The organism is Lysobacter sp. Root604, from assembly GCF_001427505.1.
Taxonomy (GTDB): Bacteria; Pseudomonadota; Gammaproteobacteria; order Xanthomonadales; family Xanthomonadaceae; genus Lysobacter.
Map to the genome: position 1 here is coordinate 227,198 of NZ_LMGS01000012.1, position 22,921 is coordinate 250,118.

The following is a 22,921-nucleotide window of genomic DNA, read 5'->3' on the forward strand; positions in this document are numbered from 1 at the left end:
CAAAGCCTGGGCGTGCCGGTGGCCATCGACGGCACGTGCGAACCGCGTCCGCGCCTCGGGTCCCGACACACCTATAAGAAGCCTTACGCAATCAGGGCGATGCGAGCGGCCATCGGCGACGTAGGCGCCGTGATCGTGTCGGCGCGCCGGTTCGATTTTGTGACGTGGGCAGCACGATTTTGTGACGTGGGCGACAGCACGGCGAGCATCGGCGGTGTCTGTGCCACGCTCGCCGGCTGGATAGAACCGGAACGCAGCAGCGATCGGGCCGTAGGTTGCGCTAGGCGGGGCTCATGCTCAGCGGTCGACCTGGATCATCCGCCGAGCGCGGCGCAGGCATCCCAGCCCTGCGGCGTGCCGGCCGTGGAATCGCCATTGAAGTTCTCGCGTAGCGTCGTCTGCGCCCATTCGTCGGCTTCGCCGCGCTGCGCCGGGCTCAGGCTTGCGCCAGCCAGAGCGAGCTGGCGATCGATCTGGGCGATCCGGAAGCTCTCCGCTCCCAGACGATAGAGTTTGAGATAGCGATAGTGCTGATAGGGGTCGGAGCCGACCAGGCCCGCGAGCATGCTCTGCGCGCCCGGCTCGTAGGCGCTTTGCAGCAGGTCCACCACGCGCCAGTCGCCAGCGGCCAGGCCGCTCTGGATCAGCCGGGTCGCCTGCTGGCGGTAGACGCCCAGCGCGCCGGGCTGCTTGAGCAGGCCGCGCGTGTCGTACAGCGGCCCGCGGCTGAGGTAGCAGGCGCGCGCGTCGGCGTCGCCGAGCCGAGCCGCCTGCGCCAGGTTCGCGTTCAAGGTATCGAGTATCTCGTCGCTGACGCCCTCGCACAGCGTCCGTCCCTGGTCGACGTCGCGTTGGCGAATCGCGGCGGTGTCGAGCAAGGCCTGGTAGGTGCGCAACTGCGCCGCGCTCAGATTCTCGGTCTTCTGTTCGGTGAGATCGTGGGTGTTGCGCATCGTCGACCACTCGATCGCGCGCTGGCGGCTGCAACGGTTGAGGTCGCGCAACAGGCGCGCCGCGGCCCGGCCGTCGCCGGCGTTCGCCTGCGCCTGCAGTTGCGCGTACACCGACTTGAGCGGCGCGTCCAAGGGCGGCAGCCGCGCGCCGCGATCGAAGGTCAGCGAGGCCTGGGCGACCATGGCCAGGTTGCTGCCCGGCGCTCCGCCGACCGGCTGCTCGGTCGCCGCGGCCGACACCGGCGGCGCGGGCACGCGCGCGCCTTGGTTGCGGCCGTACAGGTAGGCACCGACGATGGCCGCCAGGGCCAGGACGGCCAGAAACAGTAGTCGATATCGGCTCATGTCGAAGTCTTGCTCGCTGGGGCCGGCACAGGCCCGATTCGGTGGCCGATTCGTAGCGAAACCCGCAACGATGGAAGCCAGAAAGCATTCATTCTTGAGACGTGGCGAATGAGCATGGATCCCAGCCGGGTGCGGTCGAATCGGTGGAGTTGCTGCTGCTGAACTCGTTCTGGAATTTTTCCTGCGCCCACCGATCGGCATCCGCGCGCTGTTCCGGTTGGATCCGCGCAGCCGCCAGCGCCAACTTCCGATCCATGTCGGCGGCGCGGCCGCGTTCCGCGCCGAGGCGGTAGAGCTTGAGGTAGCGGTAGTACTGGACGGCATCCGAACCCAAGGTCCCGGCGAGCATGCCATCCGCGCCAGGCTCGTAGGAGCGGCGCAGTATGTCCACCACTTTCCAGTCGCCCGCGGCCATGCCAGCGTCCACCATCGACTTGACGCTGCTGCGGTACTCCTGGATCCATTCCGGATGACGCATGAGCCCGCGTGCGTCGTAGCCTGGGCCGCTGGCGAGATAGCAGGCGCGCGCATGCGCCTCGCCCAGTTGCGCCGCCCTTTGCAAACTCGACAGTTGCGAATCCAGCATGCCGCGATCGAGCCCGTCGCAGAGCGCTCGGGTCTTCTGGATGGCCTGCTTGTGCGATTCCACCGCCTCCAACTGCACCCGATAGCGCTCCAAGGCCTGCGCGCTGGTCCCGTCGATCTTGTCGGCCAGGGTCTCGTCGGCCACCCGTGTCAGGAACCATTCCAGATTGTCGAGGCCGGCGCAGGTACGAAGGTCCTGGTACAAGCGCGTGGCCGCCGCGACATCGCCGGCATCGGCGCGCGAGCGCAGGTCGTTGAAGATGCGCTTCAACGGCACATCGCGTGACGGCAGCGACGCCATCATCCGGACCGGGTCGATCGATGCGGCATTCGTGCCTGTCTGCGGCCCCCGAGCGGTGGCGATGGACGCAGCCGCCGCCGGTGCCTCCGGGCTCCGGCCTCGCCCCAGGAAGTAGGCGCCGATCAGCGCGGCCAATCCGAACAAGGCGATCAGGATGTAGCGCAATTGCATTCCCGAATCCACTCCAGAACCGCAAGAAGCATCGGCAACGGGACTAGCCGCCTGCCGTTGTCGCGAGATGCCGGCCGCTGTCGCGACGCCCAATCAATGCCGAACCGGACAGGGCGACCCCTCGCGAGGCCGCCCTGCGCTCACCGGTGAAGCGCTACTGGTACGGCGAACCGTCCCGCACGTATGCGGCGGCGGCAATGCCGGTATCGCCCTTCAAGATCGCCTGGTTCTTGCCTGCGGCCGACGGCAATCCCACCTTAAGATTAACCGCGCCCGAGACCAGCGAGTCGAGCAACTGGGTCAGGATCGGCAAACCCAGGGCGATGTTGCCGCAGCCCTTCGCCGCCGGCACGGCGAACGTATTGTCGACCAGGATATTGCCGGTGTTCTGGAAATACGCGTACGGGTCGTTACCGACCTGGATGGAATCCAGGCTGCCGGGGCTGCCCGAGATCGGCGCGGTGGGCGCCGGCGGAGCGGTGGTGCCGGTTTGCAGCTTGACCACGACCGGATTCTGCGCGGAACCGATGTAGCAGGAGTTGCCGAGGAACGGATTCTGCAGGCGCACGCGCAGCGCAAGCCTCACCGCGGTCGGGTCGCCACCCCAGTTCGGGTTGAGCGCCGCACCGAAATCGGTCTGTATCGTCTGCACCGGCTCCATCGTGGCGGTCACGTCGTTGACCGAATTGACCACGCTCCAGAACGCCTGCCACAAGGGCAGCGGCCAATTCGGCGCCGGGTTGACGATGCCGAGCAGGCCGCCCGGGACCTTGCCCGGCGGGGAATTGAGCGTCGGCGCGCCTACCGCCTCGAACAGCGGCGAAGGCTGGATCCCGGTGATACCGCCCTGCAAGACGATCGGCTTGTCGATCGGCAAGGTGGTGGTGCCGATGGTGAACGAGCCCGAGGTGGTGACGCTGTGCACGCAAGCGGTCCCTTCTTCCTGAAGGGGCAGGCTTTCGTACGGGCAGAACTGGAACCTCTCGTAACCTGCGGCCGGTGGTGCCGCCGTCGCGGCAGGCGTGACGACGACTCCGGCCAACGCCGTGGCAAGGGCCGTGAATAGCAATGCCTTGGACATGATGAACTCCTGAATCTAAGGAAGAATCCTGATCTGCGCCCAGCGGACGCAAGTCCGCCGCCCGTTGGCGATCGCCGCATCACCGGGCTATCGCTGCATGCGCCGGTTCGATCGAGCCCCATCCAACCGGAGGGGCCCGATGCTCCGCCCCAGCGCCTTCGATACCGCCCGCCAAGAACGCCGCATCAGGCGCGTGTCTCGCGCGCCTGATGCAGCGGATGGCTAAGCGGCTATTTCCACGACATCCCCGCGTCCCTCGGCAATCGCTCCAAGCAGCGAGGAGATTCGCGTCCTACTTACATGAAGCGAAGCGGCGCGTTGGCCGTCAGCGTCGAGGTGGACCTGACGTTGGTGCAAGGCGACGGTGCGGGGAGGAACTGCGCGGTGAAGGTGAACGTCGCGTTGGTCGCGGTGTTGTTCAGGTTACTGAGCGAACCGGCGGCGACGCCGCCCGTGCACACGCGCGCCGGCGTGTTGAACCTGACCTGGATCGGGTTCGGATAGGACGTTCCGCCGATCGTCACGCTCGAGCTGGTCGCGCCCGAGCCCACGCCCGGGGAAACGCCCCAGCTCAGGTTCTCCGCCGTCACGTTGCCCGTGCAGGCCGAGCCGCCGGTGAAGGTGGCGCTGGCGATCGACGCAGCGCCGCTGGTCAGCTGCATGTTGAAGGTGGCGCTGGAACACGGAACCGCGATACCCGAGACCGTAGCGGTGGTGCTGCCGGTGATCGTCACGTAAGTACCGGCGGGCGTGGTGTCAACCCAGGCGCTACCGTTCCAATACTCCCAACCGGCGAACGCGGGCGAGGCCACGAGCGGGCCCACCGCGATCAGGGAGGCGAGAAGGGTGGCTTTCAACTTAGTCATCGTATTTGCTCCACAGTCGATAATCGAAATCCCCGAACGCGAAGCGCGCGGAGGTCGTGCCACGGGGGAAAGGCAAGTGCCGTGGCGGCACCGAACCGAGGGGCACCGAACATCAGCCTGTTCGAACTCTTGCTCTCATTCGCCAGAGCGCTGAAACAGATGCGTCCTTGGTCTGTATCGACCGCCCACGGATGCGGGCGGTTGATGGGGTGAAACCGCTACTCAGAAGAACCCCTTGCGGATCGAGAGTCCGAAGATGCGCGGGTCCTGCAAGAACACGTTCGACGTCAGGCCGCTGTCGTCGCTGTTGAGGAAAGTGCCGGTGATCGCCTCGCCATCCAGCGCGTTCTTGACGTACAGCTGCACGGTCAGATCCTGCTCGGGCTTGTACCAGGTCAGCGACAGATTGACGTTGCCCCAGTCGTGCAGGCGATCGATCCGGTCCTGATAGACGCGCGCCCAGCTCTTGCCCTGGTAATAAAAGTCCGCGCGCAAGGTCAGGTCGCTTTCCGCCAGCGCGAACGTGTACTGCGGGCTGAGGCTGACGGTGATCTTCGGCGCATTCGGCAATTCGTGGCCGCCCACGTTCTTGGCGAATCCGGCGCCTCCGTTGGGCGCATCGATTTCCGGATTGTAGAAAGCGCCGCCCAGCAACCACGCGTTGTCGCCGGGGCCGCCATTGAGGCCCCGATCCTGGGTGAAGCCGCCCAGGCCGGTGGGCAGATTGACCGTGCAGAAGCTGTTCAAGTAATTGGCGAGGCTGCTCTCGTCGAATATCTGATAGAAATTCTCGAAGAACCGCTCCACCATCGCCTTCGGCGCGATGCAGTTCGACGCCAATTGCATCCACGGCCGCACGACCACCCAGTCGGGATTGCCCGCCGTCCTATCCATCACGTCGATGGAGTACTGGTTGGCGCCGATACGCGTGCGCAACAGGCCGACGTTTCCGCTGAGCTGGAACTGCGAGGTAGGCCGCCACACCGCTTCGATCTCGGCGCCCCAGGTCTTAGCGTCGAAGTTCTCGTTCACCGTCTGCCGGTCGATGATCTGCGAGACCTGATAGCCCTTGTAGTCGTTGTAGAAGGCGGTCGCGTTGAGGATGAACCGGCCGCCGCCCATCACGTTCTTCATGCCGACTTCCAAGGCATTGACGTACTCGGCCTTGAAGCGCGGGTCTTTCGGAATGAAGGACAACACCTCCGGATTGGCACCGATGCCCGGGGAGTTGGTGCCGCCGGCCTTGTAGCCCCGCGACAACGACGCATAGACCATGGTGCTGTCGGTGAAGGAAAGATCGGGCGACCAGTCCAGCACCAGACGCCCGGTCGGCTCGTTCCAGGTCTGCTTGATCGTCCCGCCGGCCGGATAGCCGTAACCGACGTAGCCGCCGCCCAGCAGCGGGAAGTCCGGATCCGTGGAGCTCGCCAGCAGCAGCTGGCTCGGCACGGGGGTGGTGGTCTTGACGTCGCGAGTCCAGCGCAGGCCGGCGGTCAATTTCCACTTGTCGTTGATCTGCCAGTAGCCCTCGCCGAAGACCGCCGAGGAGCGGGTGTTGGCGATGTTGCGGCTACGGAAGTAGTTGTGACCTTGGCCGTTGATGGATCCCAAGGGATTGGGATCGATGTACACGCAAGGAAAATGCCTTCCGAAGAAGTCAGTCTCCACCGAAAGGGCCGTCCCTGGCGTACAGGTGGCTGGACTCAGCACACCGCCTCTTCCGTTGAAAAAGTTCTGAGCAGCAGCAGTGAAGAGGTTACTGAAAACGTAGTAGCTCTCGTCGATCTTGAATTCGAGGTAGTTCGCGCCGACGCTGAAATTGAACGGACCGTCGTAAGAGGACTGCAGGCGGAATTCCTGCGACCACTGCCGGCTGTCGGCATCGACCAGATCGACCAGCAGCAGGCGGTCGGAACAACCCAATTGCGGGTCGCAGAACACGCCGCCGGGCGTAAGCGGATAGGCGGGGACGAGGTTTCCGTCCGGATCGAACTGAACCACCTTGTTGGAATCGGTAAAGATCGGGTTGGACTGGAAGCGCCCGTAGTCCTGAGTGGAATAGTACTGATCGCGGGTATACAGCGACTGCGACACCAAGTTCAGGTGGTCGCCGATTCCGACATCGAAATTGAACTGCAGGATGTCGTTGGTGGCGTGGAACTTCGGATCGTAGCTGGTCGCGATCTCGCGCAGATCGCGCGATTGCTTGACTCCGGAATACGGATCGACGCCTTGCGAGATCAGGTATGCCGGATTGAAGTTGTCCGCGAAGAATCCCAGGGCGCCCGCCGTGGTCTGCGCGGCCAGCACCGACGGCAGGCTGTTGCCGTTGGGCACGCCGAAAGCATCGTTGTCGTACAGCGATCCGTCCTTACAGGCCTGGCTCAGGAATCCGACGTCGTTCGGCCGCAATGTCACGTTGCCTATCGAGGTCGGCCCGGCATCGTTGTGACACAGCTGCTTGCCCGTGCGCGAGCGCGTGTCGTCTTCCTGGAAGTGCTCCCACACCAGGCTGGCGTTGAAGCGGTCACTGGGCGTATAGCTGGCCGACAAGCGGGTGGAAAGCAGATCGCGATCGTTGATGTCCTTGCCGGTGACCGTGTTGTGGTCGTAGCCGTCGCGCTTGGTGTACTGGGTGGCAAGGCGTAGCGCGAACGTATCGCTGAGCGGCACATTGATCATGCCGTTGATGCGTCGCGTGTTGTAGTTGCCCACCTCGGCCTTCACGTCCGCATCGAAGCCATCCAGGTTGGCCAGATTGGGAATCATATTGACCACGCCGGCGGTGGCGTTGCGACCGTACAGGGTTCCCTGCGGGCCGCGCAGCACCTCGACCCGCTCGACGTCGAAGTACTCCTGCTCGAACAGGCGGTTGCGGATCATCGGCGTGCTGTTGAAGCTGATCGCCACGGCCGGGTCGGTGGTGACCGACAAGGCCTGGGTGCCGATGCCGCGGATCTGGAAGTTGTAGCTGGCGAAGTTGGTCTTGCTGAAGCTGACGTTCGGGGTCGCGGTGACCAGGTCGCCGCCGGTTTCGATCTTGCGGCTGCCCAGATCGTCGCCGCTGAAGGCGCTGATCGCGATCGGCACCTTCTGGATGTTCTCGACCTTTTTCTGCGCGGTAACGACGATGGTGTCGAGATTGGTCGCCGCCTGCGCATTGGCCGCGGCGGTGGGATTGGGCGCCGTCGACTCTGCCTGGGAATCCGCTGCCGGCTGCGTCTCAGCGGTCCCCTCTGCGTTTCCCGGCGGTACCGCGTCGGAAGGCGGTTTGGCGTCCCCTGCCGCCGAACTGCCGCCCGCGTTGCCGTTGATGAGGATCGCGCCGGAGGCGCTGGTGGAGTATTGGAGACCGGTGCCGCTGAGCAGTTCGTCGAGCGCCTGCAAGGCCGGCTTCTCACCGCGCACCGCGCGCCCGGTCTTGCCGACCGCGAGCTCGGGCGCGTACAGCAGCTGCTGGCCGCTCTGGCGCGCGTACTCCGACAAGGCGGCGTCGAGGCGCTGCTGCGGGATGTCGAACTTGGCGGTGGCCGCATCGCCGCGCGCGTGGGCGCTCAGATACGGCAGCAGCGCCAGCAACAGCACGCAGGGTTTGAGTACACGCCTCGACAGTCCCTTCTGGTCTCCCACTCGCATCGACTCCCCTCCGGTTGCGGGCCCACTTCATGTGGCCTGGTCTCTATAGGGACGCAGCGTCTCCGAAAACCCGAACCCGTCCCGGCACGATCGTGGTGCCACGCGCGATCGCGGCCGCGAATAGCGCGTGTTTCGCCTGGCAATCGTTTTGCAGCGCAGCAAATTCGCGCGCGCCATCGCCCCGACGCAGCATCGGCCTGCGTCGTCCCATGGCCTGAGAATGCCGCCGCGCGCGGGCGCGCGAGGGGCGGCGGATGCGCATGGCGGCATGGCGCATTGCTGCGCCGCGCCATGCGTCGGGATGCCGCGGGTATCAGCCGCGCTCGGGCGCGCGCGGCTTGAGTACGATCGCTGCGTTCTTGCTGGTCGCGCGTTCGATCGGGAAGTACGCGGTCACCGCCTCGACGAAGGTGTCGGTGTCGCCGGTGTTGAACGCGCCGCTGATCTTCAACGAGGCCAGACGGGTATCGCCGAGCACGATGCGGTTGCGCGAGTAGCGATTGATCTCGGCCACCGCGTCGGCCAGGCTCTCGTTCTCGAACACCACCTGGCCATGCCGCCAGCTCACCTCACGCCTGACGTCGGCCACACGCACCTGCGGCACGGTCGCGGCCAGCGCGACGAACTGCTGGCCCGGCTGCAGCTCCGCGGTGGGCGCGGCGGCCATCGCGGCGGTCCGGGTGCGCTCGCGGGTCACGGTTACGCGGCCCTCGAGCAAGGTGACCTCGAACAGGCGCTCGGACATGTGGACTTCGAACTCGGTGCCCAGCGCCGTGACCTGGCGGCCGTCGGCGGTGACGATGAAGGGCCGGGTGCGGTCCTTGGCCACCTTGAACAGGGCCTGCCCGCGTTCCAGCGTGACCGCGCGGGTCTTGCCCTGGTAATGCACGGACACGCGGCTGTCGGTGTTCAAGGTGATCACCGAGCCGTCGGCCAGGGTCACTTCCGAGCGCTCGCCGACGGCGGTCTCGTGGACATTGCCGGCGATCGCGTCCTGCACGCCCTGAACCATCCGGCCGGGCGCGTCGGGCCGCAGGATCAGCAGGCCGACCGCGGCGACCACCAACAGGGAGGCCGCGATCGAGTAGCCATAGGTGCGCGCCGCGCACGACAGCCGCGACTTGGATGCGCGCGCCAGCGTCTCGCGCCGCAGCGCCAGCATGTCGGGCGCATCGGCGACCGCCTGCGCGAGCGAGCGCGCGGCTTCCACGCGCCGGAACGCGGCGGCGTGCGCCTGCGAACGGTCGCGCCAGGCCTCGAAGGCCGCGCGCAGGGTGCCGTCGGCGCCGTCGGCGTCGCTCAGGACCTCGCTCCAGCGCGCGGCCGCTTCGTCGATATCGTCCGGCAGCGGGCCCGGTCCGTTGGCGATGGGGGTGGTCTGCCATTTCATCCGACACCCCCTAGCGACCGCTTCGGTCCGGCGGCGCGGCCCCAGGAGCCCGGGGCACAGGCCCGGATCGGCGTGGCCCGGCTCATTCCGGCTTCTCCGCGTCCATCGCGCGGCCCAACTGCGCCAGCGCTTTGGCCATGTGCTTTTCGGCGGCGCGCACCGAAATTCCCAGCATGTTGGCAATGTCCATATATTTCCGCTTCTCCATGGTGCGCAACACGAACACGTCGCGCGTACGCTGCGGCAGCGCGCGCAAGACGGCGACAGCCAATTTCACCGCCTCCTCCCCTAGTAAGACGCGCTCCGGCGAGATTTCCGTAGCGGGTTGATGAATTTCTTCGTCGAAGGACACGTGCGCGTCCTGGTCGCGGGCCTGGCGACGGCGGCCCCAGTCGCGCAGGGCGTTGGCGGCGATCTGGAAGACGTACTGCTTGACGTGCTCGATCGGCCCGCCGCGCGCGCGCCGGAGCAGGTGCAGGAACACTTCCTGGGTCAGGTCCTCGACTTCGGCGGGATCCTTGACTCGCTTGGAGAAGAATCCGCGCAGTGGCGCGCGGTACTGCTGGGAGATGTTCTCCCATTGACTGGAGCAATCCTCGCCGTAGTCGGCGAGCGATGCCGGTTCGCGCGTAGACGGCGCCGGATCGGCCATCGAGTCCCCTCCCATACGCGTTGGTATGCGCAGGCCGGCAGCATACTCCGTCGGAGCGGCGCGGGTGTATCGGCCCGCACGCGGTCCGGCCGGATGTTGAGAACCGGCGATTTTCCCGGGAAAAACCGCGATTCATTCGACTGCCATCCGATGCGGCGGCGCAGCATTTCGGATGCGCGCAAGCGAGTTGCGGCGGCATCGGAGCCTCGACGGACGTGGCGCATCCGACCGCCGCGCGCACGCCCGGCCCGCAGCGACCGATCCGGCAAAGTCGCGCGCGCCGATGCGCATCGCCGCGACCTGCGGCGGCGAGCGGAATCCGTCAAAATCCCCGCACGCCCCTCCACGAGACCTCCCACGATGTCCCACGATCCAGCGAGCCTGTACCCCGCCCACCTCGCCGAGCTGCAGCGCCGCGTACACGAGGCCCTGGAGCGCGCCGGCCTCGATCATCTGGTCGTGCCCAGCGGGAACTCGCACTACCAGGTGTTCGACGACCGCGACTACCCCTACGCGGTGAACCCGCAGTTCAAGGCCTGGCTGCCGCTGACCCGCAACCCCGGCAGCTGGCTGGTCGCGACGCCCGGCCGCAAACCCAAGCTGATCTACCTGCAACCTTTCGATTACTGGCACGTGGTGCCGCAGGCGCCGAGCGGCTATTGGGTCGACCACTACGACATCGTGGTGATCCGCAAGCCCGAGGAAGCCCTGGCCCATCTGCCGGCCGACCCCGCGCGCTGCGCGATCCTGGGCGAGCCGCGCAGCGCGCTGGGCGCCTACGTGCCCAACAATCCGCAGGCCGCGATCGACTATCTCGAGTTCCACCGCGCCTACAAGACGCCCTACGAAGTGCAGATGATGCGCGCGGCGACCCGCCGCGGCGTGCGCGCGCACCGCGCCGCCGAAGCCGCGTTCCGCGACGGCGCCAGCGAGTTCGACATCCACCTGGCGTACTGCGCGGCCGCGCGCCAGGAGGGCGCCGATCTGCCTTACAACAACATCGTCGCCCTCAACCACAACGGCGCCGTGCTGCACTACACCGAACTCGAGCGCGAGGCGCCGGCGCAGTTGCGCAGCTTCCTGATCGACGCCGGCGCCAGCCACCACGGCTACGCCTGCGACATCACCCGCACCTACGCCGCCGACGCCGGCGGCGAGTTCCAGGCCTTGATCGACGCGGTCGACGCCGCCCAGCTGAAGATGTGCGACCAGGTCCGCGCCGGCCACGACTACAAGCGCATCCACCTCGACGCCCACCTCGCCCTGTCCGGCATCCTCAAGGACTTCGGCGTCATCAAGCTTTCGCCGGAATCGGCGCTGGAGACCGGCGTCAGCAACGTGTTCTTCCCGCACGGCATCGGCCACGGCATCGGCCTGCAGGTGCACGACGTCGCCGGCTTCGCCGCCTCCGACCGCGGCGGCACCATCGCCAAGCCCGAGGGCCAGCCCTATCTGCGCCTGACCCGCGAGCTCGCGCCGGGCATGGCGGTGACGATCGAACCGGGCGTGTACTTCATCGACCTGCTGCTGGACGGCCTCAAGCAGGGCCCACATGCCGACGCGGTGGACTGGAACCGGATCGACCAGTTCCGCCCCTACGGCGGCATCCGCATCGAGGACGACGTGGTCTGCACCGACGGCGCCCCGATCAACCTCACCCGCGACGGCTTCGCGGAAGCGGCCTGAGACGCGCGCGCCCTTGCAACGCACGCCCCCGCATCGTGTGCTGTTCGTGTGCGGCCACAACCGGCTGCGCAGCCCGACCGCCGAACACCTGTTCGGCGACCGCGCCGATCTGGAGGTCGCCTCGGCCGGCCTCAAGCACGACGCCGAGCAACCGCTCGGCGCCGAGCTGGTGGACTGGGCGCAGCTGATCTTCGTGATGGAGAAAGCGCAGCGCGCCAAGCTGCAGCAGCGCTTTCGCGCGCAGCTGCTGGGCAAGCGCGTGGTTTGCCTGGATATACCGGACGAGTACGACTATATGGACCCGGCGCTGGTGCGGCTGTTGGAAGCGAAGGTGCCGCGGTACTTGTGAGCTAGGTTCGCGCGACGGCCGGTGCGGTTCCCTGCGCGGCACCGCCGCGCCCGCGCCACTATCCGCACGGGCGCCGCAAGCTCTTACCAGACCCGATACACCCGACCGCTCTGCACGCCTTCGACACTGCGCTGGTAAGCCAGCGCGGCGCGCGCGGCGGTCACCGGCTCGAAACCGGGGAAGAACGCGCCGTAGTCGCTCCAGGATTCGGCCAGCACACTCGGGCTGACCGCGTTGATGCGCACGCCGCGCTGCAGTTCGAACGCCGCGCCCTGCACGAATCCTTCCAAGGCGCGATTGACCGCGCTGGCGTTGGCGCCGGCGCGGATCGGTTCGTCGGCGACGATGCCGGTGGTCAGGGTGATCGAACCGCCGTCGTTGAGCGCATGCTGGCCCAGCAGCGCTAAGCGCACCTGGCCCAATAGCTTATCGTTCAGGCCGATCGCGAACTGCGCCGGCGTCATTTCCGGCAGTGGGCCGAAATGCAGCACGCCGGCCGCGGACACGATGGCGTCGACCTTGCCGGTCTTGCGCAGCAGCGCGGCCACGCTGGCGTCGTCGGTAATATCGACCGGGTACTCGGCGCTGTTGCGGCTGGCGGCCAGCACCTCGTGATGGGACAGGGTCTGGGCGATGGCGCGGCCCAGCGTGCCGCTGGCGCCGACTAGCAGGATCTTCATGACGGACCTCTTACGGTAGGAGTGGTGTCCAGTTTGCGCGCCGAACCCGAGCCGGGGCATGCGCTAGCATTTCCGGCACCCCTAACTGCGAGTTAGCCATGGATCTGCTGCGCGCGATGGCGGTCTTCGTTTCGGTCGCCGACACCGGCAGCTTCGCCGCGGCCGCGCGCGCGCAGCGGGTGTCGGCGGTGATGGTGGGCAAGCACGTGCATCAGTTGGAAACCCACCTGGGCGCGCGCCTGCTCCAGCGCGACACCCGCAAGCAGCGGCTCACCGAAGTCGGCGCGGCCTTCCTGGAAGAGGCGCGGCAAGCGCTGGAGCAAGTACGCCGCGCCGAGACCGTGGCCGAACGCCTGCAGGACCACGCGCGCCCGCGCGGGCACCTGCGCGTGACCGCGCCACTGACCTTGGGCACCGCCGCGGTGGCGCCGCTGGCCACCGCGTTCCTGCGCGCGCACCCGGACGTGTCGCTGGACCTGGTGTTGGCCGACCGCATGAGCGACCTGATCGCCGAAGGCTTCGACGCCGCCATCCGCATCGGCCCCCTGCCCGATTCCGACCATCTGGTGGCGCGCCCGCTGCGGCCCTACCGCATGATCGTATGCGCCTCGCCCGAGTACCTGCGCGAACGCGGCACGCCGCACAGCCCGAGCGAACTGGCCCAGCACAGCTGCCTGAATCATCTGCTCTGGCACCCCAACGCGGGCTGGCGATTCGCCAGCCTGGGCGGCGAGCCGCTGCGCCTGCGCGGCCGCTTCGCCTCCAATCACGGCGACGCCCTGCGTCGCGCGGCCTTGGACGGCTGCGGCATTCTGCTGCAGCCCGAAGTGCTGCTGGCCGACGACCTCGCCACCGGCCGATTGCTGCCCTTGTTCGAACACGACCTACCGCCGCCACGCCCGGTACACCTGCTATACCCACGCGACCGCCAGCCCCTGCCCAAACTCAGCCGCTTCGTCGACGCGGTGTTGGCCGCCATGGGGCCGTAGGCCCGAGGGCCGGGCATGCGCTGGCCGCCGCGCATGTCGACCTAAAGCCTGCATCACCCCTCGCCCGCACCGGCCACCACGCAACGATGCGGTTCGCCTCCGGCTCACCACATCCTACGAGCCCGATCGCGTCCGCAAGACAGCGCCAGCACGCCGTTGCCGTTACCGTTACCGTTGCTGTTGCTGTTGCCGTTGCTGTTGCCGTTGCTGTTGCCGTTGCTGTTGCCGTTGCTGTTGCCGTTGCCGTTGCCGTTGCCGTTGCCGTTGCCGTTGCCGCGGCATTCAAATCCAAAAGCCCCGCACTCACCCGACCAACCGTAGACCCGAAGGGCGGCGCGCAGGACGCGCGCCGTTTTTCGAATGGACAGGGATGTCCATTCGAAAAATCCCGGCGAAAGCCTCGAACTCGCAGGGGAGGGTTGGTCACGCCAGCCCTTCTCTTTGGTTACTTTCTCTTGGGCTAGCAAGAGAAAGTGACCCGCATGCGCAGCAGGCGGAAGCCCTTGACATTCGGTCTGAAAAGACGAAAGCAAAGCAATAGCAAATCCTCCCCAACCCTCCTTTTACAAAGGAGGGAGCTAGGGGCAAAAGGAAGTGGCCCGCATACGCGGCAGGCGGAAGCCGTTGACCTTCGGTCTAAAAAAGACGAAAGCAAAGCGACAGCAAATCCCCCCAACCCGCCCGGCCAGCAGGCGCAGCCTGCTGGCGTTCAGCCGTGCACGAACCTGCGGTTCGTAAGCCGCGCGGCTTCACCCTTTTTTCAAAGGAGGGAGTCAAAAGCAAAGGAGGGAATCAAAGGCGAAAGCGGACTTGCATGTGAGCGCATGCTAAAGACACTGGATGCTCGGCTTCGCCGAAGTAAAGCGGAGCCCGCCTTCGCGGAGATGACGAGCAACAGCTAGCGTCGACCTTAGGCCGCCCCGAAGCGCGAGAAGTGGTGAGCACCGCCGAGCGACAGCGACAGCGACAGCGAGCGACCAGAACGAGAGGCGCGGAGCGAAAACAACGCCCCCTACCCCATCAACGCCTCGATCTCATCAGCGCTGCGCGCCAGTTTGTCGGTCAGCACCTGATAGCCATCCTTGGTGACCAACACATCGTCCTCGGTGCGGATGCCGATACCCCGCCACTTCGGATCCACGCTGGTGTCGTCGGCCGACACGTACAACCCCGGCTCGATGGTGAACACCATGCCCGGCTCCAGCAGGCGCGACTCGCCCTCGATCCGGTACTCGCCGACGTCGTGCACGTCCAGCCCCAGCCAATGCCCGGTCTTGTGCCGGTAATAACGGCGGTAACTGCCGTCGGCGATGTTCTTCTCCAGCTTGCCCTTGAGCAGGCCGAGCTTGAGCAGACCCTCGGTCAAGGTCTCGACCGCGGCATTGTGGCCCGCCTCGTAGGCCACGCCCGGGCGCGCCTGCGCCAGCGCAGCGGCCTGGGCCGCGCCGACCAGATCGTGCAGCGCGCGCTGCGGCGCGCTGAAGCGGCCGTTGACCGGGAAGGTGCGGGTGATGTCGGCGGCGTAACCGCGGAATTCCGCGCCGGCGTCGATCAGGACCAGATCGCCGTCGCGCGCCACGCCGTTATTGGCGCGGTAATGCAGCACGCATCCATTGGCACCGGCGCCGACGATGCTGCCGTAGGCCGGCTCGGCGTCGTGCATGCGGAACACGCGTTCCAGCTCGGCCTGCAGTTCGTACTCGCGCACGCCCGGGCGCGCGGCACGCATCGCCACCTCGTGCGCCTGCACGCTGATGTCGGCCGCGCGCTGCATCAGCTTGAGTTCGTCGCGGTCCTTGAACAAACGCATCTCGTCGAGCAGATGCCCCAGCTCGAGGAACTCGTGCGGCGGCTGCGCGCCCTGTCGCACCATCGCGCGCACGCGGTTGAGCCAGCCGATCAGCTTGAGGTCGAACTCCTGATCGCGGCCGAAGTGGTAGTACACCCGTGAACGCCCTTCGAGCAGGCCGGGCAGGATGTCGTCGAGGTCTGCGATCGGATAGGCGTCGTCCAGGCCGAAGGCCTCGACCGCGCCCTCGGGGCCGAAACGCGGGCCGTCCCAGCCTTCGCGCTCCAGATCGCGCTCGCGGCAGAACAGCAGGGTTTCGCCGTGCTTGCGGCCCGGCACCAGCACCAGCACCGCCTCCGGCTCGGGGAAGCCGGTGAGGTACCACAGGTCGGAATCCTGCCGGTACGGGTAATGGGTGTCGCGGCTGCGAATCAGCTCGTTCGCCGACGGCAGCACCAGGATGGCGTCGTCGCCGGCCATGCGCATGAGCTGCTTGCGGCGGCGCGCGTAGACCTTGGCGGAAATCTGGCTGGCGATGCCGGCGGTAGTCATCGTCGCGACGCCCTTGGATTCAGTTCAAACGTTGCCGGTGCTGGCTGGCCAGCACACAGTCGCCGTGCAGCAGCAGCGCGGCCACGCGCACGAATTCCTCGATCTCCACCAGCGCTTCCTCGTCCTCTTCGTCGCCGTCGTCCTGCGGCTGGGCGACGGCCAGCTTGGCCAGATCGCCCAGCGCCTCGCGGCCTTCCACCGACAGCGCGTTGGCCGAAGCGCCGGCCAGGCCGAATCCGCCGAGGAAACCGCGGCACCATTCGAACAGCGCGCCGCTGCGCTCGGACAGCGAAGCCTCGGCGTCGGGCAGCAGCAGGGCGAAATCGAAACTGCGGTCGGACAGCTGCGCGGCGCTGGCCAGGCGCAGCTGGTCGAGCGCGCTATCGGCCTCCGGCGCGGTCAGGGCATCGTCGGCCAGCACTTTGGCCGGCCATTCGCGCAGCGAGGCGCCGCCGCCGGCCAGCCAGCCGCACAGGGCCCCATGGAGTTCGGAAGGCGACGCGGCGAGCGCGAGTTGGCGGCTCTGAGCGTCGACGGCGGACAGGTCGGGCAGTTCGATGGAGGGCACTGGCATGGCTGCGTGGGGGTTGCGTCAGTTTAGCAACGCAGCGACGCGGCTTGTTGCGGCGGACGACGCCTGCCTACACTGCGCGTTGCCACGCCCTGCGCCCCGGTGTCCGTGCGTCCATCCCCCATCGCCGCTATTCGCGTCGCCGGCCTGCTCAGCGCTCTGCTGGTGTTGGCGGGCACGGTGTTGCCGGTCGCAGCGGCAACCCGGGACTATTACTTCACCCGTCTGGGCAGCGAAATCGGCCTGGCCCAGAACTCGGTGACCGCGCTGGCCCAGGACGCCCAGGGCTTCGTCTGGGTCGGCACCCAGGGCGGCCTGCACCGCTACGACGGCCAGCGCTTCGTGCCCTATCGCCACGATCCGCGCGATCCGGCCAGCCTGCCCGACAGCTACGTCACCACCCTGGCGCTGGAAAGCGAGCGCGCGCTCTGGGTCGGCACCTATTCCGAATACGTGGCCCGGCTGGACCTGGCCACCGGCCGCATCCGCCGCTACTCGGCCGCGGGCGGCAGCCAGGCCTCGCGCCAGGTCATGGCCCTGCTCTACCGCGGCGGCCGGGTCTGGGTCGGCAGCGTGGCCGGGCTGGAGCGCCTGGACCCGGCCAGCGGCCGCCGCCAGAACCTGCTGAAGCTGCCCGACAGCACGCGCGACCGGCCCTGGCAGAAGCTGGTGTCGGACAGGGACGGCAATGTCTGGTACGGCAACGCCGCCGGCCTGTACCGGATCGGCACCGACGACCGGGTCGAGCGGATCGAGCCGCAGCCGGTCGCCAGCCTGTTGCGCGACCACCGCGGCCAGATCTGGGTCGGCCGCAACGACGGCCTGTTCCGCGTGCACAGCGACGGCCGCAGCCTGATCCGCGTCCTGCCGGCCGACACCGACGCGCCGGCGTCGCCCGCCGACGTGCGCGCGATCGTCGAGGCGCCCGACCGCCGCCTGTGGCTGTCGGTGTTCGGCGACGGCCTGCGCCGCTACGACCCCGATAGCGGCAGGATCGAAGCGGTGCGCGAGGACGCAGGTATCGGCGCCGGCCTGCCCGAGGACACCATCGCCAGCCTGATGGTCGATCACGGCGGCCTGCTCTGGGTCGGCGGCACCTTCCGCGGCGTCGCCCTGGCCGATCCGCGCGGCACCCGCTTCAGTTACGTGCTCGATATCGACAGCGGACGGCCGCGCAATGCCGCCGCCGACGACAGCATGCGCGCCATCATCGAGGACGAGGGCGGCGCGCTGTGGCTGGGCAGCGACAACGCGCGCCTGCTGCGTTACGACCTGCAGCAGGACCGGTTCGACGACTACACCCGCCTGATCGGTGAAGGCGTGCGGGTGATGGCCTTCGGACGCGCCGACCGCGGCCGGCTCTGGGTCGCCACCAGCCAGGGCTTGCGCCGGCTCGACCCGGTCGCGCGCCAACTCGAACGCATCGACCTGGGGCCGTACAGCGCGACCGCGCTGCGCAGTCTGATCGTCGCCCACGACGGCACGCTGTGGCTGGGCAGCACCGGCACCGGCGCCTTGCACTACGATCCCGCCAGCGGCGCGATCGCCCAATACGGCTACCGCGAGGGCGACCCCAAGGGCCTCAGCCATCCGGTGGTGCACGCCTTGCTGGAGGACCGCCAGAACCGCATCTGGCTGGGCACCGGCGACGGCCTGGACCTGCTGGAACCCGCCAGCGGGCGCATGCGCCACTACCGCCACCAGGCCAACAACCCCAACAGCCTGGCCGGCAATCTGGTGCGCGCCCTGCACCAGTCCGAGGACGGCACGGTCTGGGTCGGCGGCCACGCCGGGCTCGACCGCGTGGTCGAACGCGGCGGCGAGATCCGTTTCGTGCATCCGCTGGGCGCGGCCTTGAACGAACGCCCGGTGCCGGTGGTGTTCACCGTCGCCGAAGGGCCGAACGGGCGCCTGTGGCTGGGCACCGACGCCGGCATCCTGCGCTTCGACGTGGCGCCGGGCTGGGTGCGCCGCTACGGCCTGGCCGACGGCCTGCAGGACCTGGAGTTCAACGGCGGCGCGGTCACCCAGCTGCGCGACGGCCGCTTCGTGTTCGGCGGCGTGCGCGGTCTGAACCTGTTCCTGCCCGCGCGCATGGTCGATTCGCGCTACACCCCGCCGGTGCGCCTGCTCGGGGCCTGGATCGGCGCCGAGGCCACGGTCGACAGCGGCGCGCTGTGGCAGCCCGCGCGCCTGGACGTGCCCGCCGCGGCCGGCATCCTGCGCCTGCGCGTGGGCGCGCTGGATTTCGCGCCGGATTCCAGCATCCGCTACCGCTACCGCATGGACGGCTTCGATCGCGGCTGGATCGAGAACGGCATGCGCCAGGACATCACCTACACCCGCCTGCCCGCCGGCCGCTACACCTTCCGCGCCCAGGCCACCAACCGCGACGGGGTGTGGAACTCGCGCGAGCTGGTCATCCCGATCCACGTCGCGCCGCCGCTGTGGCGGCACCCGATGGTGATCCTGGCCGCGGTCCTGGCCCTGGTCGCCCTGCTCGCCAGCGCCGGCTGGCGCTGGCACCGCGCGCGCCAACGCGAGCGCGGCTACTTCCAGCAGATCCGCGAGCGCGAGGAGCGTTTGAAGCTGGCCCTGTGGGCCTCGGGCGAGCAGTTCTGGGATTACGACCTGAGCCGGCGCGAGATGCACCGCATGCGCGTGGACGAACAGCACGCGCAGACCCCGGACATCGGCGTCCAGACCCACGTGGTCGACGATCACGAGATCCACACCGACGACCAGGCGCGCGTGCTCGACCTGCTCAAGCAGCACCTGCGCGGCGACGCCGCGCTGTTCCTGTCCGAGCACCGCATCCGCAACCCAGGCGGCGGCTGGAGCTGGATCCGCGCGCGCGGCAGGGTGGTCGAGCGCGACCCCAAGGGCCGCGCCCTGCGCGTGGCCGGCACCGCGCGCGACATCACCGCCAACCGCAGCGCCGAGCGCGATCGCCGCATCTCCAGCGAGGTCCTGCGCAGCATGGCCGAGGCGGTGGCGGTAATCGACCGCGACTTCAACTTCGTCTCGATCAACCCCGCGTTCACCCACATGACCGGCTACGGCGACGCCGAGGTGATCGGGCGCTCGGCCAGCCTGCTCGACAGCCGCCAGCACGACCCCGAGTTCTACCAGGAGATGCGCGCCGAACTGCAGCGCAGCGGGCGCTGGTCGGGAGAGATCTGGCAGTCGCGCAAGGACGGCGCCGAGTTCCTGTGCTGGCTGCAAGGCAGCGCGGTGCTGGATACCGGCGGCCAGCGCAGCCACTACGTCGCCGTGCTCAGCGACATCACCGACCAGAAGCGCGCCGAGCAGGAACTGCGCTACCTGGCCAACTACGACACCCTGACCAGCCTGCCCAACCGCACGCTGCTGTCGGAGCGGCTGTCGCGCGCGATCGTGCGCGCGCGCCGCCAGGGTCACCGCATCGCGGTGCTGTTCCTGGACCTGGACCGCTTCAAGGACATCAACGACTCGCTGGGCCACGCCGCCGGCGACCGCATCCTGCGCGCAGCGGCCACCCGCCTGCAGGAAACCGTGGGCGCCGAGCACACCGTCGCCCGCCTGGGCGGCGACGAGTTCACCGTGGTGCTGGAAAACATCGACACGCCCGAGGACGCCGAGGCGGTCGCGCGCCGGCTGATGCGCGCGTTCGAGACCCCGCTGGATTTCGACGAGCGCCACGACGTGTCGATCTCGCCCTCGATCGGCATCAGCCTCTACCCCGATCACGCCCAGGTCCCGACCGACCTGCTCAAGCACGCCGACACCGCGATGTACCAGGCCAAGGCCGCCGGCCGCCGCACCTACATGCGCTACACCGAGGCGATGGACGTCGAGATCCGTCGCCGCGCCACCATCTCGGCGGCGCTGCGCAAGGTACTGGACCGCGGCGAGCTGCGCCTGGTGTATCAGCCGCGGCTGTCGCTGCAGGACCAACGCATCACCGGCGTAGAGGCCCTGCTGCGCTGGCGCAGCGCCGAGTACGGCGACATCTCGCCGGCGCAGTTCATCCCCCTGGCCGAGGAAAGCGGGCTGATCCTGGAGATCGGCGAATGGGCCATGCACGAGGCCTGCCGCACCCTGGAACGCTGGCGCCAACAGGGCCTGGACCAGCTGTCGATGTCGGTCAACGTCTCGGCCCTGCAACTGCTGCGCAGCGATCTGCCGCGCACGGTCGCACGCGCGCTCGACGAAAGCGGCATCCCCGCCTGGCGCCTGGAGCTGGAACTCACCGAGAGCGTCATCATGGCCAACGCGGTCCAGACCGCGGCCACCCTGCAGGCGATCCGCGACCTCGGCGTCGGCCTGGCGGTGGACGATTTCGGCACCGGCTACTCCTCCCTGGCCTACCTCAAGCGCCTGCCGATCAACACCCTCAAGATCGACAAGGAGTTCGTCGGCGACCTCGGCCGCGACCCCGACGACGAGGCGATCACCAGCACCGTCATCACCATGGCCCACTCGCTGGGCCTGAACGTGGTCGCCGAGGGCGTGGAGTCGGAGGCGCAGATGGAGTTCCTGCGCGAACACGGCTGCGACGAGATCCAGGGCTACTGGCTGGCGCGGCCGCTGGAGGTCGAGCAATGCCTGGCCTTCATCCTCGCGCGCACGCCCGCCGTGGCCGCGCCCCCGCCGGCCGCGGACTGAGACCGCCGGCCCGCTCCGGCGCATCCGTTCACCTGGCGGTCCGGTCCGCGCCGTCGCCTGCTTGACCGGCTCCCGGCTCCCTGCCTATCGTGGCCGTATGGACCGCGCCGAACTGCTCGCCCAAATGCAATCGCTCGCCGACCGCGTCGACGAGTTGGCCGAGCGCGCGCGTCGTCTGCACGACGAGAACCGCAGCCTGCGCCAGCAACAGGAACAGCTGGCCGGCGAACGCTCGGCCCTGCTGGCCAAGAACGAGCAGGCGCGCACCCGCGTCGAAGCGATGATCGCGCGGCTGAAGTCGCTCGAGCAGCACACCTGAGCACGAGCCGATGAGCGCCAGCGAACCCGTCAGCATCCGCCTGCTCGACCGCGAGTACACGGTCGGCTGCGAGCCGTCCGAACGCGACAGCCTGCTGTCGGCGGCCAAGCTGCTGGACAGCAAGATGCGCGAGATCCGCGGCGGCAACCGCATGGCCGCGCTCGACCGCGTGGCGGTATTGGCCGCGCTGAATCTCGCCCACGAACTACAACAGTTGCGCGGCGAGAACGAAAGCCGCGATCGCGAACTCGCGCGCACCCTGGGCGACCTGCATCGCAAGCTCGACGGCCTGTTCGAGACCGCGCCGCGCTGAGTCCGCGCATGGTCGAATCCGCACCGCTCGCGCCCAACGCGCGCTGGCGGCGCCCGTGAACGCAAGCCGATCGGCCGTTTGCGCCGACGCGATCACATGTTCGATGAATCGCAACGCAGCATCGCCGACGAGCGGGCATGCGCACCCGCACTCCCGCGCTATACTTCGCCAACGTCCTCTGCTGTGCGCGACGGCGTGCACAAACATTCGCCTTGTCCCTTAATTACGACCACGGGGGCGCAGCGGAAGCCCGGAGTGCAAGTCCGCCTCGTAGCGGGAAGCCCGAAGGCAGCCAAGCGTCCCCACTTGAACCCCGGGTTCAAGGTCGTTTGGCATGCATCGCCATTGGCGGAGGACTACTTATTCCGGACGGGCGCCTCGCGGCGCCCGTTCCTTGTTGGCGCGCCGCCGCGAGCGGTCGCGTGCCGCCCCCAGATGGAAGCCCCGCCGCATGACGGCTGACCGTGCGGCATTGCGCCGCGACCTGCGCGAGCGCCGCCGCGCCTTGAGCGCGGCCGACCGCATCGCCGGCGCCGAGCGCCTGGCCGCGCGGTTGCTGGGCCTGCCGTTCGCGCCCCAGGCCGGCTACGTGGCCGGTTACTGGGCCCTGGACGGGGAAATCGGCCTGCACGTCTGGCAACTGCGGCTGCCGCCGGAGTGCATCTATTGCCTGCCCGTGCTCGGCGACGACGGCACCCTGCGCTTCGCGCCCTGGCGCGCGGGCGACCCGCTGGTCAGCAACCGCTACGGCATCCCCGAGCCCGACGTGGCCGCGAGCTCGCTGCTGGCGCCGCAAGACCTGAGCCTGGCGGTGGCCCCTCTGGTCGGTTTCGACCCGCGCGGCCACCGGCTGGGCATGGGCGGCGGCTGGTACGATCGCAGCTTCGCGTTCCGCCAGCGCGAGCCCGCGCCGCCCTGGCTGGTCGGCGCCGCGTTCGAGGTCCAGCGCGTCGACGCGCTGGACCGCGCCGACTGGGACGTGGCCCTCGACGCCGTGTGCAGCGACGCCGCCGTCTACGACTGCCGACATTCCCTGATCGCGTGAA

At 68.2% G+C, this 22,921-nt stretch carries 18 protein-coding genes and 1 other RNA gene; 8 read left to right on the forward strand and 11 right to left on the reverse strand.

Going from position 1 to position 22,921, the window contains the following annotated elements:
• Positions 1-314: 314 nt before the first annotated feature.
• From ASD69_RS19585 to ASD69_RS19615, 7 genes are all read right to left on the reverse strand, one after another.
• The gene (locus ASD69_RS19585) at positions 315-1,298 is read right to left on the reverse strand and encodes a hypothetical protein (RefSeq protein ID WP_056182497.1); all 984 of its coding nucleotides are present in this window, start codon (positions 1,296-1,298) and stop codon (positions 315-317) included.
• 88 nt (positions 1,299-1,386) lie between these two features.
• A complete protein-coding gene (locus ASD69_RS19590; protein WP_056182500.1) occupies positions 1,387-2,355 on the reverse strand; it encodes a hypothetical protein in 969 nt (322 codons plus the stop codon).
• A gap of 154 nt (positions 2,356-2,509) precedes the next feature.
• A complete protein-coding gene (locus ASD69_RS19595) occupies positions 2,510-3,436 on the reverse strand; it encodes a hypothetical protein (RefSeq protein ID WP_200944035.1) in 927 nt (308 codons plus the stop codon).
• Between the two features lie 296 nt (positions 3,437-3,732).
• On the reverse strand, positions 3,733-4,302 hold the full coding sequence (locus ASD69_RS19600; RefSeq protein WP_157489562.1) for a hypothetical protein: 570 nt from the start codon (positions 4,300-4,302) through the stop codon (positions 3,733-3,735).
• A gap of 222 nt (positions 4,303-4,524) precedes the next feature.
• A complete protein-coding gene (locus ASD69_RS19605) occupies positions 4,525-7,938 on the reverse strand; it encodes a TonB-dependent receptor (RefSeq protein ID WP_082576653.1) in 3,414 nt (1,137 codons plus the stop codon).
• A gap of 313 nt (positions 7,939-8,251) precedes the next feature.
• Entirely contained in the window at positions 8,252-9,328 is a 1,077-nt protein-coding gene (locus ASD69_RS19610; protein WP_056182508.1) for a FecR domain-containing protein, read from the reverse strand.
• Positions 9,329-9,410: 82 nt separating this feature from the next.
• Entirely contained in the window at positions 9,411-9,980 is a 570-nt protein-coding gene (locus ASD69_RS19615; protein WP_162250682.1) for a sigma-70 family RNA polymerase sigma factor, read from the reverse strand.
• Between the two features lie 360 nt (positions 9,981-10,340).
• On the opposite strand from ASD69_RS19615, the gene pepQ reads away from it, so the two are divergent.
• Both pepQ and ASD69_RS19625 read left to right on the forward strand, forming a co-directional pair.
• Positions 10,341-11,666 (forward strand): Xaa-Pro dipeptidase, encoded by a 1,326-nt coding sequence (pepQ, locus tag ASD69_RS19620; RefSeq protein ID WP_056182513.1) that lies wholly within the window; start codon positions 10,341-10,343, stop codon positions 11,664-11,666.
• Between the two features lie 13 nt (positions 11,667-11,679).
• Entirely contained in the window at positions 11,680-12,015 is a 336-nt protein-coding gene (locus tag ASD69_RS19625) for a low molecular weight protein tyrosine phosphatase family protein (protein WP_235567274.1), read from the forward strand.
• Between the two features lie 83 nt (positions 12,016-12,098).
• Here ASD69_RS19625 and ASD69_RS19630 read toward each other — a convergent pair whose 3' ends face one another.
• The gene (locus ASD69_RS19630; RefSeq protein ID WP_056182517.1) at positions 12,099-12,695 is read right to left on the reverse strand and encodes a short chain dehydrogenase; all 597 of its coding nucleotides are present in this window, start codon (positions 12,693-12,695) and stop codon (positions 12,099-12,101) included.
• A gap of 98 nt (positions 12,696-12,793) precedes the next feature.
• Here ASD69_RS19630 and ASD69_RS19635 point away from each other — a divergent pair, with 98 nt between their 5' ends.
• Positions 12,794-13,684, forward strand: coding sequence for a LysR family transcriptional regulator (locus ASD69_RS19635; protein ID WP_056182520.1), 891 nt, complete (start codon positions 12,794-12,796; stop codon positions 13,682-13,684).
• Between the two features lie 104 nt (positions 13,685-13,788).
• Here ASD69_RS19635 and ASD69_RS22135 read toward each other — a convergent pair whose 3' ends face one another.
• From ASD69_RS22135 to ASD69_RS19645, 3 genes are all read right to left on the reverse strand, one after another.
• Positions 13,789-14,151 (reverse strand): hypothetical protein, encoded by a 363-nt coding sequence (locus ASD69_RS22135; RefSeq protein WP_157499350.1) that lies wholly within the window; start codon positions 14,149-14,151, stop codon positions 13,789-13,791.
• Positions 14,152-14,696: 545 nt separating this feature from the next.
• Positions 14,697-16,025 carry an aminopeptidase P N-terminal domain-containing protein gene (locus tag ASD69_RS19640; RefSeq protein ID WP_056182525.1) on the reverse strand — a complete coding sequence of 443 codons (1,329 nt, stop codon included), beginning with the start codon at positions 16,023-16,025 and terminating at the stop codon, positions 14,697-14,699.
• Between the two features lie 19 nt (positions 16,026-16,044).
• Complete coding sequence (locus tag ASD69_RS19645; RefSeq protein WP_200944038.1) at positions 16,045-16,584, reverse strand: UPF0149 family protein; 540 nt, start codon at positions 16,582-16,584, stop codon at positions 16,045-16,047.
• A gap of 120 nt (positions 16,585-16,704) precedes the next feature.
• Between ASD69_RS19645 and ASD69_RS19650 the strand changes: the two genes are divergently transcribed.
• From ASD69_RS19650 to ASD69_RS19665, 5 genes are all read left to right on the forward strand, one after another.
• Positions 16,705-21,243, forward strand: a complete 4,539-nt coding sequence (locus tag ASD69_RS19650; RefSeq protein ID WP_157499352.1) for an EAL domain-containing protein — start codon at positions 16,705-16,707, stop codon at positions 21,241-21,243.
• A 97-nt stretch (positions 21,244-21,340) separates the two neighbouring features.
• Positions 21,341-21,562, forward strand: a complete 222-nt coding sequence (locus ASD69_RS19655; RefSeq protein ID WP_055900271.1) for a TIGR02449 family protein — start codon at positions 21,341-21,343, stop codon at positions 21,560-21,562.
• A 10-nt stretch (positions 21,563-21,572) separates the two neighbouring features.
• Entirely contained in the window at positions 21,573-21,875 is a 303-nt protein-coding gene (locus ASD69_RS19660; RefSeq protein ID WP_056182533.1) for a cell division protein ZapA, read from the forward strand.
• Between the two features lie 172 nt (positions 21,876-22,047).
• Positions 22,048-22,234, forward strand: a non-coding RNA gene (gene ssrS, locus ASD69_RS21445) — 6S RNA.
• Between the two features lie 92 nt (positions 22,235-22,326).
• Positions 22,327-22,920 (forward strand): 5-formyltetrahydrofolate cyclo-ligase, encoded by a 594-nt coding sequence (locus tag ASD69_RS19665; protein WP_056182536.1) that lies wholly within the window; start codon positions 22,327-22,329, stop codon positions 22,918-22,920.
• The last annotated feature ends 1 nt before the right edge of the window (position 22,921 follow it).

Coding starts and splice junctions, on each gene's coding strand:
- ASD69_RS19595 (WP_200944035.1), bottom strand. CDS start 3,436: ATGTCCAAGGCATTGCTATTCACGGCCCTTGCCACGGCGTTGGCCGGA.
- ASD69_RS19585 (WP_056182497.1), bottom strand. CDS start 1,298: ATGAGCCGATATCGACTACTGTTTCTGGCCGTCCTGGCCCTGGCGGCC.
- ASD69_RS19640 (WP_056182525.1), bottom strand. CDS start 16,025: ATGACTACCGCCGGCATCGCCAGCCAGATTTCCGCCAAGGTCTACGCG.
- ASD69_RS19665 (WP_056182536.1), top strand. CDS start 22,327: ATGACGGCTGACCGTGCGGCATTGCGCCGCGACCTGCGCGAGCGCCGC.
- ASD69_RS19610 (WP_056182508.1), bottom strand. CDS start 9,328: ATGAAATGGCAGACCACCCCCATCGCCAACGGACCGGGCCCGCTGCCG.
- ASD69_RS19630 (WP_056182517.1), bottom strand. CDS start 12,695: ATGAAGATCCTGCTAGTCGGCGCCAGCGGCACGCTGGGCCGCGCCATC.
- ASD69_RS19600 (WP_157489562.1), bottom strand. CDS start 4,302: ATGACTAAGTTGAAAGCCACCCTTCTCGCCTCCCTGATCGCGGTGGGC.
- ASD69_RS19615 (WP_162250682.1), bottom strand. CDS start 9,980: ATGGCCGATCCGGCGCCGTCTACGCGCGAACCGGCATCGCTCGCCGAC.
- ASD69_RS19655 (WP_055900271.1), top strand. CDS start 21,341: ATGGACCGCGCCGAACTGCTCGCCCAAATGCAATCGCTCGCCGACCGC.
- ASD69_RS19590 (WP_056182500.1), bottom strand. CDS start 2,355: ATGCAATTGCGCTACATCCTGATCGCCTTGTTCGGATTGGCCGCGCTG.
- pepQ (WP_056182513.1), top strand. CDS start 10,341: ATGTCCCACGATCCAGCGAGCCTGTACCCCGCCCACCTCGCCGAGCTG.
- ASD69_RS19660 (WP_056182533.1), top strand. CDS start 21,573: ATGAGCGCCAGCGAACCCGTCAGCATCCGCCTGCTCGACCGCGAGTAC.
- ASD69_RS19635 (WP_056182520.1), top strand. CDS start 12,794: ATGGATCTGCTGCGCGCGATGGCGGTCTTCGTTTCGGTCGCCGACACC.
- ASD69_RS19605 (WP_082576653.1), bottom strand. CDS start 7,938: ATGCGAGTGGGAGACCAGAAGGGACTGTCGAGGCGTGTACTCAAACCC.